The sequence below is a fragment of the Stenotrophomonas sp. Marseille-Q5258 genome, assembly GCF_946900935.1.
In the GTDB taxonomy this organism is placed as follows: domain Bacteria; phylum Pseudomonadota; class Gammaproteobacteria; order Xanthomonadales; family Xanthomonadaceae; genus Stenotrophomonas; species Stenotrophomonas nematodicola.
Map to the genome: position 1 here is coordinate 87,906 of NZ_CAMPPN010000007.1, position 15,415 is coordinate 103,320.

Sequence of the window (15,415 nt, forward strand, 5' to 3'; positions counted from 1 at the left end):
CGCCGCGCCCGCCGTTCGTTTCCCTGCCACACCACCCTGACGTGGAGCGCCGCCTTGCAAAGACGTGACTTCCTCGCCCTGACCGGGCTTACCGCAGGCGGCCTGATCGTGCCGTCCTTCTTCGGCAAGGTCATTGCCGCCGAACACCTGCACAGCACGCTGGACCCTGCGCTGAAGAAGCGCCTGGCCGATGCGGCGCTGGCTGCCGCGCGCCAGGCCGGCGCCACCTACTGCGATGTGCGCATCGGCCGCTACCTGCGCCAGTTCGTGATCACCCGCGAGGACAAGGTGCAGAACGTGGTCAACACCGAGTCCACCGGTGTGGGCATCCGCGTGATCGTCAACGGGGCATGGGGCTTTGCCGCCACCAACCAGCTCGGGCCGGGCGACGTGGCGCGCGCCGCACAGCAGGCCGCCGCCATCGCCAAGGCCAACGCGGCAGTGCAGACCGCGCCGGTGCAGTTGGCCGCCGCGGCGGGGGTGGGCGAGGTCTCCTGGCGCACGCCGATCCGCAAGAACGCGATGGACGTGCCGATCAAGGAGAAGGTGGAGCTGCTGCTGGACGTCAATGCCGCCGCGATGGGCGCCGGCGCCAGCTTCGTCAACTCGATGCTGTTCCTGGTCAACGAGCAGAAGTACTTCGCCTCCACCGACGGTTCCTACATCGACCAGGACGTGCACCGCATCTGGGCGCCGATGACGATCACCGCCATCGACAAGGCAAGCGGCAAGTTCCGCACCCGCGAAGGCCTGTCCTCGCCGATGGGCATGGGCTACGAGTATCTCGATGGCGCGGCGGCGGGCAAGGTGCCGACCCCCAACGGAGTGGTCAACTACAGCACGTCCTACGACATGCGGGAGGACGCCATCGCCGCGGCCAAGCAGGCCCAGGAGAAGCTCAAGGCGCCGTCGGTGAAGCCGGGCAAGTACGACCTGATCCTGGACCCCTCGCACACCTGGCTCACCATCCACGAATCGATCGGCCATCCGCTCGAGCTGGACCGCGTGCTGGGCTACGAGGCCAACTATGCCGGCACCAGCTTCGCCACCCTGGACAAGCGCGAGCAGCAGTTCCAGTACGGCAGCGACAAGGTGAACATCTTCGCCGACAAGACCCAGCCGGGCAGCCTCGGCGCGGTCGCCTACGACGATGAAGGCGTCAAGACCAAGCGCTGGGACCTGATCAGCAACGGCAGGCTGGTGGACTACCAGACCATCCGCGACCAGGCCCATATTCTCGGCAAGACCGAGTCCGACGGTTGCTGCTATGCCGATTCCTGGTCCAGCGTGCAGTTCCAGCGCATGGCCAATGTCTCGATGGCCCCCGGCAAGACGCCGCTGAGCGTGAGCGACATGATCAAGGACGTCGAGAATGGCATCTACATCATCGGCGACGGTTCGTTCTCGATCGACCAGCAGCGCTACAACGCGCAGTTCGGCGGCCAGCTGTTCTATGAGATCAAGAACGGCAGGATCACCCGCATGCTCGAGGACGTGGCTTACCAGATCCGCACACCGGAGTTCTGGAACGCCTGCAGCGCCGTGGCCGATGAGCGTGACTACCGCCTCGGCGGCTCGTTCTTCGACGGCAAGGGCCAGCCGGGCCAGGTCTCGGCGGTCTCGCACGGCTCGTCCACCGCGCGCTTCAACGGCATCAACGTCATCAACACCGCACGCAGCCTCGGCTGACCGGTCAGGAGCCCAATCGCAATGAGTATCTTCACCGAAGCCCAGGCCAAGGCCATCCTCGACAAGGTCATCGCGCTGTCCAAGGCCGACGAATGCACGGCCGTCCTGGCCGGCTCGATCGACGGCAACATCCGTTTCGCGCTCAACAACGTGTCCACCAGCGGCATCGTCGACAACACCGAACTGGCCGTCACCGTGGCCTTCGGCAAGCGCGTGGGCACCGCCTCGATCAACGAGTTCGACGATGCCGCGCTGGAACGCGTGGTCCGTCGTGCCGAAGACCTGGCGCGTCTGGCACCGGAGAATCCCGAGTTCATGCCCGCCATCGGCAGGCAGACCTACACCGCCAGCCCCACGTTCAGCGCCTCCACCGCCGCCATCGACCCGGCGTTCCGCGCCAAGGTTGCCGCCGATTCGATCGCACCGTGCCGCGGCAACGGGCTGATCGCCGCCGGCTTCCTGGAAGACGGGCAGAGCTTCTACGCCACTGCCAACAGCAACGGCAACTTCGGTTACCAGCGCAGCACCAATTTCGACTACACCTGCACCGTGCGCACCGAAGACGGCCGCGGCTCGGGCTGGGTCGGCCGCAACCTGAAGGACGCCGCCGACTTCAAGGCCGACCAGGACATCCGCATCGCCATGCGCAAGGCCACCGAATCGGCAGAAGCCAAGGCGCTGGAGCCGGGCAAGTACACCGTGATCCTGGAGCCGGCCGCCGCCGCGGGCCTGATCAGCTTCATGATGAACTTCTTCGACGCGCGCGCGGCTGATGAAGGCCGCAGCTTCCTGTCCAGGAAGGGCGGCGGCAACAAGCTGGGCGAGCAGGTCTACGATCCGCGCGTGAACTTCAGCGCCGACCCGTGGAATCCCGAGGCTCCGGTGCTGCCGTGGGATGGCGAAGGCCAGCCGCGCCAGAAGCTGGCCATCGTCGAGAACGGCCGCATCGCCAACCTGAACTACTCGCGGTACTGGGCGCAGAAGCAGGGCAAGACCGCCAACGCGCGGGCGGGCAACCTGCTGATGGCCGGTGGCGACAAGAGCACCGCCGAGCTGGTGCGCGGCACCCAGAAGGGCATTCTGGTGACCCGGACCTGGTACATCCGCATGGTCGATCCGCAGACTGTGCTGCTGACCGGCCTCACCCGCGATGGCACGTTCTACATCGAGAACGGACAGATCAAGTACCCGGTCAAGAACTTCCGCTTCAACGAATCGCCGGTGATCATGCTCAACAACATCGAAGAGCTCGGCAAGCCGGTGCGCGTGGCCGGCGACGAGTCCAGCCTGGTGATGATGATCCCGCCGATGAAGCTGCGCGATTTCACCTTCACCTCGCTGTCCGACGCGGTCTGATGCAGCCCTGTCGTCCCCGAGGGTGGCGGAGCGGCGCGCGGCGATGAACCGCGCGCAGTTTCTTCGGGCACTGCTGGGCGGCGCCGCGCTTGCGGCGCTGCCGTCGTGGGCCGGCGCGCAGGCCGGCCGCTACGATTTCTGGTTCACCCGGCTCAAGTACGACTCCGGCGACTGGGACGTGGATGCGCGCATGCCGTCCAACGTGATCACCTCGCTGATCGACTACACCTCGCTGCGCGTGGACCCGCAGGAGCACGTGATCGCGCTCGCCGACCCCCGCATGCTGCAGGCCCCGTTCTGCTACCTGGCCGGGCACAAGCTGGTCGAGTTCAACGCGGCCGAGCGACAGAACTTCGTGCGCTACGTGCGCAACGGCGGCTTCGTGTTCGTGGATGACTGCAACCACGATATCGACGGCCTGTTCGCCACCTCGTTCGAAGCGCAGATGGCTGCATTGTTCGGCCCCCGCGCGCTGAAGAAGCTGCCCAACACGCATGCGCTGTACCGCAGCTTCTTCCGTTTTCCGGACGGGCCGCCGGCGACCGGTTTCGAGCTCAACGGCTGGGGCGACGACCTGGTCCACGACTACCTCAAGGGCATCGAGATCGACGGCCGGCTGGGCGTGCTCTACAGCAACAAGGACTATGGCTGCGAGTGGGATTACGACTGGCGCAACAAGCGCTTCCTCGCCGAAGACAACACCCGTTTCGCGGTCAACATCGTCATGTACGCCCTCAACAGTTGATCCTCCCGCCAACGGCCCACCCAGCCTCTGCGCCACGCCTCCTTCCTACAGGTTCCGCCATGACCACCGCCGACATCGACACCCTCCTGCCGAAACTGCACCAGCTGCGCGAGGCGCTTGGCCAGGCGGTGGTGGGCCAGCATGCGGTGGTGGAGCAGTTGCTGATCGGCCTGCTGGCCGGCGGCCACTGCCTGCTCGAAGGCGCGCCGGGACTGGGCAAGACACTGCTGGTGCGCTCGCTCGGGCAGGCGCTGGAACTGCAGTTCCGCCGCGTGCAGTTCACCCCCGACCTGATGCCCAGCGACATCCTGGGCACGGAGCTGCTGGAAGAAGACCACGGCACCGGCCACCGTCACTTCCGTTTCCAGAAGGGACCGATCTTCACCCACCTGCTGCTCGCCGACGAGCTCAACCGCACCCCGCCCAAGACCCAGGCCGCGCTGCTGGAAGCGATGCAGGAACGCACGGTCAGCTACGCCGGCACCACCTACATGCTGCCGGCGCCGTTCTTCGTGCTGGCCACGCAGAACCCGATCGAGCAGGCGGGCACGTACCCGCTGCCCGAAGCGCAGCTGGACCGCTTCCTGCTGCATGTCCGGGTGGACTACCCCACCGAGCAGGAAGAACGCGACATCCTGCTGCAGACCACCGGCAGTGCGGCCGGCACGGTGCCGCAGGTGATGCATGCCGAGGATGTGCTGGCGCTGCAGGCTGCCGTCCGCCAGGTGCATGTCAGCGACGATGTGCTGACCTGGATCACCCGCGTGGTGCGGGCCAGCCGGCCCGGTAGCGGTGCGCCGGACGCGGTCAACCACTGGATCAAGTGGGGGGCCGGCCCGCGCGCCGGGCAGTCGCTGGTGCTCGCCGCCAAGGCCCGGGCGCTGCTGCAGGGTCGCTTTGCCGCCACCCGTGAGGATGTGCAGGCGCTGGTGGGGCCGGTGATGCGTCATCGCCTGCTGCTCTCCTTTGCCGCCGAGGCCGAACAGAAAAGCGCCGACGATGTGATCCACGCGCTGCTGCAGGCCGTGCCGTTCCCGGCCTGAGCGCTGCCGTGACGCCGCACGCGCCGATCCTCCTGCCCGCCGATGTGCGCAGCCGTCTGAAGACGCTGCGCCTGCTGCCTCGCCGTGCGCGCGGTACGCACGCGATCGGCCAGCACGCCAGCCGCAGTCGCGGGGCCGGTCTGGAGTTCGCCCAGTATCGCGCCTACGAGCCGGGCGACGCGCTGCGCCAGATCGACTGGAAGCTGTACGCCCGCTCGGACCGTTTTTTCGTGCGCGAATCCGAGCGCGAGAGCCCGGTCACGGTGTGGGTACTGGTGGATGCCAGCGCGTCGGCCACACAGGCCGACCGCGCGCGTCCGGACTGGTCGCGGCTGGACCACGCCTGCGCCACTGCGGCCTGTCTGGTGGAGCTGGCGCTGCAGCAGGGCGACCGGTTCGGCCTGATTGCCGTGGGTGGCGACGGTGTGCGGCTGGTGCCGGCCGGCAGCGGACCGCGCCAGCGCGACCGCGTGCACCTGCTGCTGCGCCAGCTGCATGCACACGGTGGCTGGCCGGCCGCCACGGTGCTGCGCCCGGTGTGGGAACGCGTGCAGGCCGGGGACATGCTGATCGCCCTGGGCGACGGGTTCGATGACGCCGGCGTCGCGCTGCTGGAGCGGCTGGCGGCGGCGCGGCGCGAAGTACTGCATCTCCAGCTGCTCAGCGCCGAAGAGCGTGATTTCCCGTTCACCGACGGCCATCGTTTCCACGACCCGGAAACCGGCGAGGAACTGCTCGGCGACGGCCGTGCGATCCGCGAGGGCTATCTGGCCCGGTTCGCGGCGGCGCAGCGCGCGCTGCACGCGCGCCTTCAGGCGGCGGGCATCGTCACGGCAACGGGGTACCTGGACCAGCCGCTGGATGTACCCCTGCGCACACTGTTCGCACCGGGCAGTGCTGCATGAGCCTGACTCTGCTGTTCCCGCTCGGGTTGCTGGCGCTGGCCGCGCTGCTGGTGCCGCTGCTGATCCACCTGGCGCGGCGCCATCAGTACGCCCCGCTGTCGTTCGCCGCCCTGCGCTGGCTGCGTGCCAAAGCGCGCCCGCGCCAGCGCATCCGGTTCGATGAATGGCCGCTGCTGCTGGTGCGCCTGCTGCTGCTGGCTGTCCTTGCACTGCTGCTGGCCCGTCCGCTGCTGCACGGTGCCGCCGCCGACACCCACGCGGTCACCGCGGTCGCGCCCGGCCTGGAGGGTGCCGCGCTGCGCGGCACGGACACGGCCGGCGACTGGCGCTGGCTGGCGCCGGGCTTCCCACCGCTGCACGCCGCCGCCCCGGCCGCGCCTCAACCGCTGGCCAGCCTGCTGCGTGAACTGGACCAGCTGCTGCCGGCCGGCACGCCGCTCACCGTCTACGTGCCCGATCCGCTGCCCGGCCTGGATGCGCAACGCCCGCGTCTGTCGCGCAGCGTACGTTGGCAGCCAGTGCCGGCACCGCCCCCCCGCGCAGACGACGCACGGCCACGCCTGCCCACGCTGCAGCCCGGCGGCCACCCGGCCGACGCGGGCAGCGTACCGGTGCTGGAGGCCCTGCAACGCGCGTGGAACGGGCAGGCGCTCGCGGCACCGCGCGCCGCGGACAGCGCGCCCGACGTGGGTCAGATCGGGGTATGGCTGTCGCCCGCCACGCTGCCGGAGCGCTGGCAGGCGTGGGTGCGGCAGGGCGGCACGGTACTGCTCGCCACGCCGGGCGCCGCACACGGGGAAGGCTGGTCGACCGCCCTGCGCGATGCCGAGGGCAGACCGCTGCTCCAGCAGCGCGCGGTCGAGCGGGGCAGGCTGCTGCGCTTCACGGGGGCGATGTCGCCCAGCGCATTGCCCGCGTTGCGCGAGGCCGATCTGCCACGTCGCCTGCTCTCCGTGCTCGCGCCCCCGGCGGCGCCGCAGCTCGCCGTGGCCGCGACGCAGGTACCGCTGACCGACGCGCCCGCGCCGCGTGCGACCCCGCGCGATCCCGTCCCGTGGCTGCTGGCGTTGATCGTGCTGCTGTTCGCGCTGGAACGCGCCCTGGCCACCGCGCCGCGCCGCGAGGCCGGCGCATGAGCGCGCGCGTGCAGCAGGCCTGGCAGCGTGCCCGCCGGCGCCGGTGGTGGAGCAGCGCGCTGATCGGCCTGCCGCTCGCCGTGGCCGCCACCGCGCTCGCCCTGCGCGTGGCCGGCTTCAACCCGGCCACGGTGGTGCTGCTGCTGGCCCTGCTGGCAACAACAGGCATCGCCACCTGGCGCGCGCGGCGGCTGGACCGTCGCTGGCTGGTCCGGCAGCTCGACCGGCATCCCGTCGCACAGGACAGTGCCGACCTGCTGTTCGCTGCGCCCGACACCCTCAACCCCCTGCAGCAGCGCCAGCGCCAGCATGTCGCCACGGCGCTGCAGTCCGCCCCGCCGGACCTGCGTCCGCGCTGGCCCGCGCGCGCGCTGTGGCCGGCCTGGATCGGCGCGCTGCTGGTGATCGCCCTGGCGTTGGGGTGGCCGCGCAGCCGTGACACCGCCGTTGCACCGGGCCCTGGGCCGGTTGCGAACAGTACCCAGGCGCCGCCGCCGCAGCTGCAGTCCACCCGACTGCAGATCCGCGCACCGGCCTACACCGGTCAGCCCGTGCGCGTGCAGGCCGTGCTGGATGCGAAGGTCGCCCAGGGCAGCCAGCTGCAGTGGGCGTTGCGCTTCTCCGCACCGCCGACAAGCGCGGCACTCCAGTTCCACGACGGCCAGCGCCTGCCGCTGCAGCGCCACGGCGACACATGGACCACGCAATCCACTGCTTCACGGCCGCGGCTGTACCGCGTGGTCACCACGCCGGCACTGCACGACAACCGGCTGTACCGCCTCGACGTAGTGCCCGACCGTGCGCCGGGCGTGCGCGTGATCGCCCCGGACCGCAGTCTGGTGCTCGGCGCACCCGGCCAACGCCAGTGGGCCCTGCAGTTCGAGGCGAGCGACGACTACGGCGTCGCCGCCACTGCCGAGCTCAAGGTGACCCTCGCCCAGGGCAGTGGCGAGAACATCACTTTCCGCGAGCAGCGCATCCCCCTGACCGGCAGCGGGCCCGCCACCCAGCGCCGCTTCGCGCGCACGCTCGATCTGGCCGCACTCGGCGCGGCGCCGGGCAATGATGTGATCGCGCAGCTGCAGGTGCGCGACAACCGCGCGCCCATCGCCCAGACCGGCCAGAGCACCAGCGTGATCCTGCGCCTGCCCAGCACCGAGCAGATACAGACCGCCGACCTGGAAGGCATGGTCAAGAAGACCCTGCCAGCCTATTTCCGCAGCCAGCGCCAGATCATCATCGATGCCGAAGCGCTGATCCGGTTGCGTGGGCAGTTGCCGCCCGGGGAGTTCGTCCGGCGCGCCGATGCGATCGGCGTGGACCAGCGCATCCTGCGCCTGCGCTATGGCCAGTTCCTGGGGGAGGAAAGCGAAGGCGCAGCGAAGCCGCCGCCGACCAGCGATGCCCTGCCGACCAGCGACGCTCCTGCGACGCAGGACCAGGAGCACGATCACGACACGGCCGACGCGGCCGGCCACGCGCAGGCCGGCCACGACGACCACGACCACAGCGGCGCGACGGCGGGCGGCCCGCCGGTATTCGGCAGCGCCACCGATGTGCTGTCCGAGTACGGCCACACCCACGACCACGCCGAAGCCGCCACGCTGCTCGATCCGCAGACCCGCGCCACGCTGAAGGCCGCACTCGACCAGATGTGGTCCTCCGAGGGCGAGCTGCGCCAGGGCCGTCCCGACGCGGCGCTGCCGTACGCCTACAAGGCGCTGGCCTTCATCAAACAGGTGCAGCAGGCCGAGCGCATCTACCTGGCGCGGGTCGGGCCGGAACTGCCGCCGATCGATGAGAGCCGCCGCCTCGGCGGCGACCGCACCGACCTCGGCAACCGCACCCTGCCGTTGCAGGCCGTGCCCGCCCCCGATCCGGCCATCGTCGCGGTCTGGCAGCAGCTGGCCGACACCGACGGCGCACCGGACCTGGATGCGGTGAGCGGCTGGCTGCGCGCCAATGAGACGCGGCTGTCCGATCCGCTCAGCCTGGCGGCGGCCATCGAAGCGCTGCGCATGGCACCGGAATGCAGCGAGTGCCGGACTACGCTGCGCGCCCAACTGTGGCGGGCGCTGCTGCGGCCGCCGCCGCAGGTCTCGCGACGCACCGCGCCGGATCGGATGGGCCAGACCTGGCTGGATGCCCTGGAGAACGTCCGATGAGCGATGCCCGCTGGATTGCCGTCGCACTGGCCGTCATCGTGCTGCTCGGCAGCGCACGCCTGCTCTGGCACCAGCGGCAGGGTCCACGTCGCAGCGCAGGGCGACTGCTGTGCCTGCTCGTGCTGCAGGCAGCCAGTGGCGTGCTGCTGTTCCGGTGCCTGGTGCCTCCGCAGACCAGCGCACCCGCCGGCCAGCTGACCGTGCTCACCGCCGCCGCCGACACCGTGCGCTGGACGCGCTCCCCCGGCGACACCGTGATCGCCCTGCCCGAGGCACCGGCCCATGCCGACAGCCGCCCCGCGCCCGATCTCGCCACCGCGCTGCGACAGCATCCGGGTACGCGGTCGCTGCGCGTGATCGGCGATGGCCTGTCCGCACGTGACCGCGATACGCCGCTGCCGGCACAGGTGAGCGCGCGTGCCTCCCCACCGCCGGTCGGATGGGTGGCGCTGCAGCCGCCTTCCGCTGCCGCCCCTGGCGCGGTGTTTGTCCTGCGCGCGCGTGCGCAGGGCGTGGCCACGGCAAGCGCCGAGCTGCTGGACCCGGCCGGCAGGGTGGTCGATCGCGCCCGCATCGGCGACGACGGTCGCGTGCAGCTGCAGGGCGTCGCCCGCGCCAGCGGCCGCAGCGAGTTCCGTCTGCGCCTGCTCGACGCCGATCAGCACGCGGTGGACAGCATCGTCGTCCCGCTGCAGACCATCGCCCAGCCGGTGCCACGTGTGGTGATCGTCGCCGGCGCGCCGGGGCCGGAACTCAAGTACCTGCGCCGTTGGGCCACCGACACCGGCCTGGCGGTCCAGACGCAGGCCAGCGCGGGAGGCGGGGTCCTGCTCGGCGACGGCCCGGTCGCGCTCAGCGCCGCGCGCCTGGCCGCCACCGATGTCCTGATCCTCGACGAACGCAGCCTGGCCGCCCTCGATGGCGCGCAGCGCGGCGCCGTGCAGCAGGCACTGCGCAACGGACTGGGGGTGCTGGTGCGCACCTCTGGGCCGCTTCCCGACGGCGCACGCCAGACCCTGCGCAACTGGGGCCTGGCCGTCACCGGCAGCAGCCAGACCCTGCCGTTGACCCTGCCGGCCGATCCCGACCCGGCACTGCTGCAGGCGCGGCGCGGGCCGCCACGCCCGTCAGGTCAATCTACCGTCCATGCCGACGAGGCCGACGCCGCATCACGCAGTGCCGCTGCTCCTGTACTGGAACAGTTCACCCTGCGCACAGCCGATGCCAGCGCGCTGCTGCACGACGCGAAGGGCGCGGCCATCGGTGGCTGGCGCGGCATCGGCCAGGGCCGGCTGGCGCTGCTGCCGGTTACCGACACCTATCGGCTGGTGCTGGCCGGCCGCGATGACCGGCATGCCGAGCTGTGGAGCGGCATGCTGACCACGCTGGCACGCGCGCTGCCGGCCACCGCCACGGTCCGTCCAGGCAGCGCCACGCCCTGGGCCGGCGAGCGCCTCGCGCTGTGCAATCTGCAGGGACCCACGCAGGTCCGCGCGCCGGACGGCAGCGACACCGCCCTGGTCATCGATCCATCCAGCGGCACCGATGCCTGCGCCGGCTACTGGCCGCAGCAGCCGGGGTGGCACCAGTTGCGCCACGGCGATACAACGCAGGCCGTGTACGTTTTCGACCCAGCTGGCGCGCAGGCGCTGTACCGCCAGCAACTGCGCGAGGCCAACGCCGTGCGCGTGGGCGGCGCCGACCGCGCCACAGCCACCACCCACGCGGTGCCAGGCCCGCGCTGGCCGTGGCTGCTGGCGTTCGTGCTGGTGAGTGGCCTGCTCTGGTGGCTGGAGCGACGGCGCCCGCGGGCAGCGACGGCCTGATCGACGTGCGCGCTGTCGCACATGCCTATACTGCGTCTCCACAGGGAGGATCATGCATGTCGCGAGTTGCAACGATGATGGCCATGACGCTGGCAGCCGGTGCAGCGGTGTTGAACGCCGGCACGGCCGGGGCAGCGGTGATCGGCCCCAGCAACATGACCGCCAGCCGCTACCCCGAACCGCGCTGCCAGCCGCCGCGCAGGGCCACGGGCAACAGCCCGTCCGAGCTGAGCCGCTACCAGAGCGACGTCAAGGAACATTTCCGCTGCGTGGAAAAGTACGTGGAAGCGGCGCAGAACGACATCCGGCGCATCCAGGAATCGATGGACGACGCCGTCAGGGGCGCCAGGCGCTACTGAGCACCCGGCCTGCGGCGGCGGTCACCCGCCCGGTGGCGCGCCGCAGCCGTCCTGCGCGCACAGCAGCAGCGCACGGCGCTGCTGCGCCTCGTCAAGCGCCGGCGACGGCCGTGCGGTGGCCGCCTGGATCGGGTCCGGGGCGCGGGTCAGGGTGTGCAGCCCCTGCGCGGTTTTGCCGATGACGTAATAGATTCCCATCATCACGTAGCCGCCGCTCATGCCCACCTGCTCCAGCGACGGCGCCTCGCGCCAGGCGCGGTTGAAGGTGTTGGGCTCGATCTGGACCGGACTCCGGTACCCGTACAGGTCCAGCGGCACGTCCTCATCGGGTTTGAGCGCACGCACTTCGCCCAGTGTGGTCACGTCCCCGCGCGCCGCGGGCGGCGGCGTGCCCGTCTCCGGCGGCGGAGCGGAAGGGTGCTGGGCCTGTGCCAGGCCGGCCAGCATCATGCCGGCGACTGCGGTGATGCGATGTCTCCCCCTTGCCACACTCACCATCCTGGTCCGTTGCGTGCGTCGGCAGATGATACGCAGGCGACCTTCAGATTTCGTTGCGCGCGTGTCTCAATCGATGAGACACGGCTGTGGTTTCATGGCGTCCTTTGCAGACCGTTGTACTCATGGCTTACGAACTCGCCAAGCGCACCGAGGACGCCGAGCGCCGCCTCGCCACCACCGATGGCCTGCCCTCGCGCAACGGCGCGCTGCTGACCGCGCGGCTGCAGCGCCGCTATGCCGACCGCATCACCGGCAGCTTCACCCTGCCCGGCCGCGAAGGCCGCTATGCGCCGCTTCCCGCCGATGTGCCGGCCGCCCTGGCTGCCGCATTGAAGGCGCGTGGCATCGAACAGCTCTACAGCCACCAGGCCGAGGCCTGGGCGGCCACCCAGCGCGGCGAGCACGTGGCCATCGTCACCCCCACCGCCAGCGGCAAATCGCTGTGCTACACCCTGCCGGTGGTCAGCGCGGCCATGCAGGGCAAGGCCAAGGCGCTGTACCTGTTCCCCACCAAAGCGCTGGCCCAGGACCAGGTGGCCGAACTGCTGGAGCTCAACCGCGCCGGTGACCTGGGGGTCAAGGCCTTCACCTTCGATGGTGATACCCCCGGCGACGCACGCCAGGCGATCCGCCTGCACGGCGACATCGTGGTGTCCAACCCGGACATGCTGCACCAGGCGATCCTGCCCCATCACACCAAGTGGGCGCAGTTCTTCGAGAACCTGCGGTATGTGGTGATCGATGAAGTGCACACCTACCGGGGCGTGTTCGGCAGCCACGTCACCAACGTGCTGCGCCGGCTCAAGCGTATCTGCGCCTTCTACGGGGTGGAGCCGCAGTTCATCCTGTGCTCGGCCACCATCGGCAACCCGCAGGCGCATGCCGAAGCGCTGATCGAAGCACCGGTCACCGCCATCACCGAATCCGGCGCGCCCAGCGGGCCCAAGCACGTGCTGCTGTGGAACCCGCCCGTGGTCAATGCCGACCTCGGCCTGCGCGCCTCGGCGCGCTCGCAGAGCAACCGCATCGCGCGCATCGCGATCAAGTCCGGGCTGAAGACGCTGATCTTCGCGCAGAGCCGGCTGATGGTCGAAGTGCTGACCAAGTACCTCAAGGACATCTTCGACCACGATCCGCGCAAGCCGGCGCGCATCCGCGCGTATCGCGGCGGCTACCTGCCCACCGAGCGCCGGGAGACCGAACGCGCCATGCGCGCCGGCACCATCGACGGCATCGTCAGCACCTCGGCGCTGGAGCTGGGCGTGGATATCGGCAGCCTGGACGTGGTGATCCTCAATGGCTATCCGGGCAGCGTCGCGGCCACCTGGCAGCGCTTTGGCCGCGCCGGCCGCCGCCAGCAGCCCGCCCTGGGGGTGATGGTGGCCAGCTCGCAGCCGCTGGACCAGTACGTGGTGCGGCACCCGGACTTCTTCGCCGATGCCTCGCCCGAACATGCGCGCATTGCCCCGGACCAGCCGCTGATCCTGTTCGACCACATCCGCTGCGCCGCCTTCGAACTGCCGTTCCTGGCCGGCGACCCGTTCGGCCCGATCGACCCGCTGGTGTTCCTTGAAGCACTGGCCGAAACAGAGGTCGTGCATCGCGAGGGCGATCGGTGGGAGTGGATCGCCGACAGCTACCCGGCCAACGCGGTGAGCCTGCGCTCGGTGGCCGATGGCAACTTCGTGGTGGTCGACCGCAGCGACGGCAAGCAGCAGATCATCGCCGAGGTGGACTATTCCGCCGCCGCGCTCACCCTGTATGAAGGCGCCATCCACATGGTGCAGTCCACGCCGTACCAGGTGGAGCGGCTGGACTGGGAGGGCCGCAAGGCCTACGTCACCCGCACCCACGTGGACTACTACACCGACAGCATCGACTTCACCAAGCTCAAGGTGCTGGACCGGTTCGACGGCTGCCAGGCCGGGCGCGGCGACTCGCATCACGGCGAAGTTCACGTGGTGCGCCGCGTGGCCGGCTACAAGAAGATCCGTTACTACACCCACGAGAACATCGGCTACGGCCCGGTCAACCTGCCCGACCAGGAACTGCACACCACCGCAGTGTGGTGGCAGCTGCCGCAGGCGCTGCTGCTGACCGCCTTCGACAGCAAGCAGGAGGCGCTGGACGGCTTCCTGGGTGCGGCGTATGCGCTGCATATCGTCGCCACCGTGGCGGTGATGGCCGATGCCCGCGACCTGCAGAAGGCAGTCGGCAATGGCGACGGTGCATGGTTTGCGGTGGCCGACCAGAGCGGCCGCGGCCAGCTGCGCGGTGCCGAGTTCGATGCCAGCGCGATCGAGCTGCAGCAGCAGTTCGTGCCTACCGTCTACCTGTACGACAACTTCCCCGGTGGCGTCGGCTTGAGTGAGCCGCTGTGGCTGCGCCAGGCCGAACTGCTGCTGCGCGCCCGAGAACTGGTGCAGCGCTGCGACTGCAAAGCCGGGTGCCCGGCCTGCGTGGGACCGGTGCTGGCCGGCCAGGAAGACGATGCCACCACACCCAGGGCGCTGGCACTGCACGTGCTGGACCTGTTCGACGCGCATGCGCTGCCCAGCGCCGCCGAGCGCGAGCGCGCCGCCGCCGAGGTGGTGCCGCAGTGAGCCTGAGCCTGGACAAGCTGCGCCTGTTGCGGCGGCAGGCCGGGGACGCCACCCCGGCGCCGGCGGCGTCGGCAGGTGCCGACCGTGGACCGGTCCCCCGCGACGCGCCGTCTGGCGCGCTCCCGTCCGCTGCCAATGATGCGCAGGCGCGCCCCTCTGCACCGGCCTCGGTGTTCGCCTGGGTCGAACAGGAGATCCGTCACAAGCCCACCGGTGACGCGGCCCCGGTCCCGGTAGTGGCAGCCCCCGCGCCCGCCCTGCGCACGCCCGAGGTTGGCAGCCTGCATCGCCTGCTCGGCCTGCGCGCACGCGGCGCTGCGCCGGCCGCCCTGCCCCGCGCCAACGCGCAGGACCGCCACGTCCCCGGTGAGGAGATCGCGCCGGGCCTGTTCCTGATTGAATCGTTCCTGCCGCAGCCCGTGCCGACCCAGCCGCTCTCGCTGGCGTTTGCCAGGCGCGAGGGCGAGCAGGTCCAGCCGCAGGACCTGCTGTTCTTCGATACCGAAACCACCGGCTTGGCCGGCGGCACCGGCACCCGCGCCTTCATGATCGGCGCGGCCGACTGGTACGCCCATCCCGACCAGGGCGACGGCCTGCGCATCCGCCAGCTGGTGATCACCACCCTCGGCGCGGAAACGGCGATGCTGCGTACGTTTGCCGGGTGGCTGCGGCCGGGCCTGGTGTTCTGCAGCTACAACGGCCGCTGCTACGACGCGCCGCTGTTGAAGACGCGTTTCCGGCTGGCCCGTCACGGTGACCCGATCAGCGCGCACGACCATGTGGATCTGCTGTTCCCCACCCGCCGCCGCTACCGTGGCACCTGGGAGAACTGCCGGCTGGCCACCATCGAGCGCCAGCTGCTGCAGATCGTGCGCGAGGACGATCTGCCCGGTTCGGAGGCCCCGGCCGCATGGCTGAACTACCTGCGCGGGGGCAGCGCGCTGAACCTGCGCCGGGTGGCCGACCACAACCACCAGGATGTGGTGACGCTGTCGATGCTGATGCTGCGGCTGGTGGCCGAGGAACAGCAGGAGCGCGAAACGCTGGCCCTGCAGGCCGTTGAACCCCCGCAGCGGCCGCGTTGACGCCG

12 protein-coding genes are annotated in these 15,415 nt (G+C 70.4%); 11 read left to right on the forward strand and 1 reads right to left on the reverse strand.

What is annotated here, in order from left to right:
• Positions 1-54: 54 nt before the first annotated feature.
• The 9 genes from OC534_RS05500 to OC534_RS05540 are packed head-to-tail and all read left to right on the forward strand — an operon-like array spanning position 55 to position 11,224.
• Positions 55-1,689 carry a TldD/PmbA family protein gene (locus tag OC534_RS05500; RefSeq protein WP_262071522.1) on the forward strand — a complete coding sequence of 545 codons (1,635 nt, stop codon included), beginning with the start codon at positions 55-57 and terminating at the stop codon, positions 1,687-1,689.
• Positions 1,690-1,710: 21 nt separating this feature from the next.
• Complete coding sequence (locus tag OC534_RS05505) at positions 1,711-3,045, forward strand: TldD/PmbA family protein (protein ID WP_017355470.1); 1,335 nt, start codon at positions 1,711-1,713, stop codon at positions 3,043-3,045.
• Between the two features lie 43 nt (positions 3,046-3,088).
• Complete coding sequence (locus OC534_RS05510) at positions 3,089-3,790, forward strand: DUF4159 domain-containing protein (RefSeq protein ID WP_017355469.1); 702 nt, start codon at positions 3,089-3,091, stop codon at positions 3,788-3,790.
• 59 nt (positions 3,791-3,849) lie between these two features.
• Complete coding sequence (locus OC534_RS05515; RefSeq protein WP_017355468.1) at positions 3,850-4,833, forward strand: MoxR family ATPase; 984 nt, start codon at positions 3,850-3,852, stop codon at positions 4,831-4,833.
• Between the two features lie 8 nt (positions 4,834-4,841).
• Positions 4,842-5,738 (forward strand): DUF58 domain-containing protein, encoded by an 897-nt coding sequence (locus OC534_RS05520; protein ID WP_153165464.1) that lies wholly within the window; start codon positions 4,842-4,844, stop codon positions 5,736-5,738.
• A gap of 2 nt (positions 5,739-5,740) precedes the next feature.
• The gene (locus OC534_RS05525; RefSeq protein WP_262071556.1) at positions 5,741-6,874 is read left to right on the forward strand and encodes a BatA domain-containing protein; all 1,134 of its coding nucleotides are present in this window, start codon (positions 5,741-5,743) and stop codon (positions 6,872-6,874) included.
• Positions 6,871-9,039, forward strand: a complete 2,169-nt coding sequence (locus OC534_RS05530; protein WP_166472426.1) for a DUF4175 domain-containing protein — start codon at positions 6,871-6,873, stop codon at positions 9,037-9,039. The genes OC534_RS05525 and OC534_RS05530 overlap by 4 nt, the downstream gene beginning before the upstream one ends.
• On the forward strand, positions 9,036-10,865 hold the full coding sequence (locus OC534_RS05535; protein ID WP_262071523.1) for a hypothetical protein: 1,830 nt from the start codon (positions 9,036-9,038) through the stop codon (positions 10,863-10,865). Before OC534_RS05530 ends, OC534_RS05535 begins: the two co-directional genes overlap by 4 nt.
• A 56-nt stretch (positions 10,866-10,921) precedes the next feature.
• Positions 10,922-11,224: a hypothetical protein gene (locus OC534_RS05540; RefSeq protein WP_136005672.1), complete on the forward strand. Its 303-nt coding sequence runs from the start codon at positions 10,922-10,924 to the stop codon at positions 11,222-11,224.
• A 21-nt stretch (positions 11,225-11,245) separates the two neighbouring features.
• On the opposite strand, the gene OC534_RS05545 is transcribed toward OC534_RS05540, so the two are convergent.
• Positions 11,246-11,674 carry a hypothetical protein gene (locus OC534_RS05545; RefSeq protein ID WP_262071524.1) on the reverse strand — a complete coding sequence of 143 codons (429 nt, stop codon included), beginning with the start codon at positions 11,672-11,674 and terminating at the stop codon, positions 11,246-11,248.
• Between the two features lie 170 nt (positions 11,675-11,844).
• Between OC534_RS05545 and OC534_RS05550 the strand changes: the two genes are divergently transcribed.
• The gene (locus OC534_RS05550) at positions 11,845-14,325 is read left to right on the forward strand and encodes a DEAD/DEAH box helicase (RefSeq protein WP_262071525.1); all 2,481 of its coding nucleotides are present in this window, start codon (positions 11,845-11,847) and stop codon (positions 14,323-14,325) included.
• Positions 14,322-15,410 (forward strand): ribonuclease H-like domain-containing protein, encoded by a 1,089-nt coding sequence (locus OC534_RS05555; protein ID WP_262071526.1) that lies wholly within the window; start codon positions 14,322-14,324, stop codon positions 15,408-15,410. The genes OC534_RS05550 and OC534_RS05555 overlap by 4 nt, the downstream gene beginning before the upstream one ends.
• Positions 15,411-15,415 lie beyond the last annotated feature (5 nt).

Coding starts and splice junctions, on each gene's coding strand:
- OC534_RS05505 (WP_017355470.1), top strand. CDS start 1,711: ATGAGTATCTTCACCGAAGCCCAGGCCAAGGCCATCCTCGACAAGGTC.
- OC534_RS05510 (WP_017355469.1), top strand. CDS start 3,089: ATGAACCGCGCGCAGTTTCTTCGGGCACTGCTGGGCGGCGCCGCGCTT.
- OC534_RS05515 (WP_017355468.1), top strand. CDS start 3,850: ATGACCACCGCCGACATCGACACCCTCCTGCCGAAACTGCACCAGCTG.
- OC534_RS05530 (WP_166472426.1), top strand. CDS start 6,871: ATGAGCGCGCGCGTGCAGCAGGCCTGGCAGCGTGCCCGCCGGCGCCGG.
- OC534_RS05535 (WP_262071523.1), top strand. CDS start 9,036: ATGAGCGATGCCCGCTGGATTGCCGTCGCACTGGCCGTCATCGTGCTG.
- OC534_RS05540 (WP_136005672.1), top strand. CDS start 10,922: ATGTCGCGAGTTGCAACGATGATGGCCATGACGCTGGCAGCCGGTGCA.
- OC534_RS05545 (WP_262071524.1), bottom strand. CDS start 11,674: ATGATGCTGGCCGGCCTGGCACAGGCCCAGCACCCTTCCGCTCCGCCG.
- OC534_RS05550 (WP_262071525.1), top strand. CDS start 11,845: ATGGCTTACGAACTCGCCAAGCGCACCGAGGACGCCGAGCGCCGCCTC.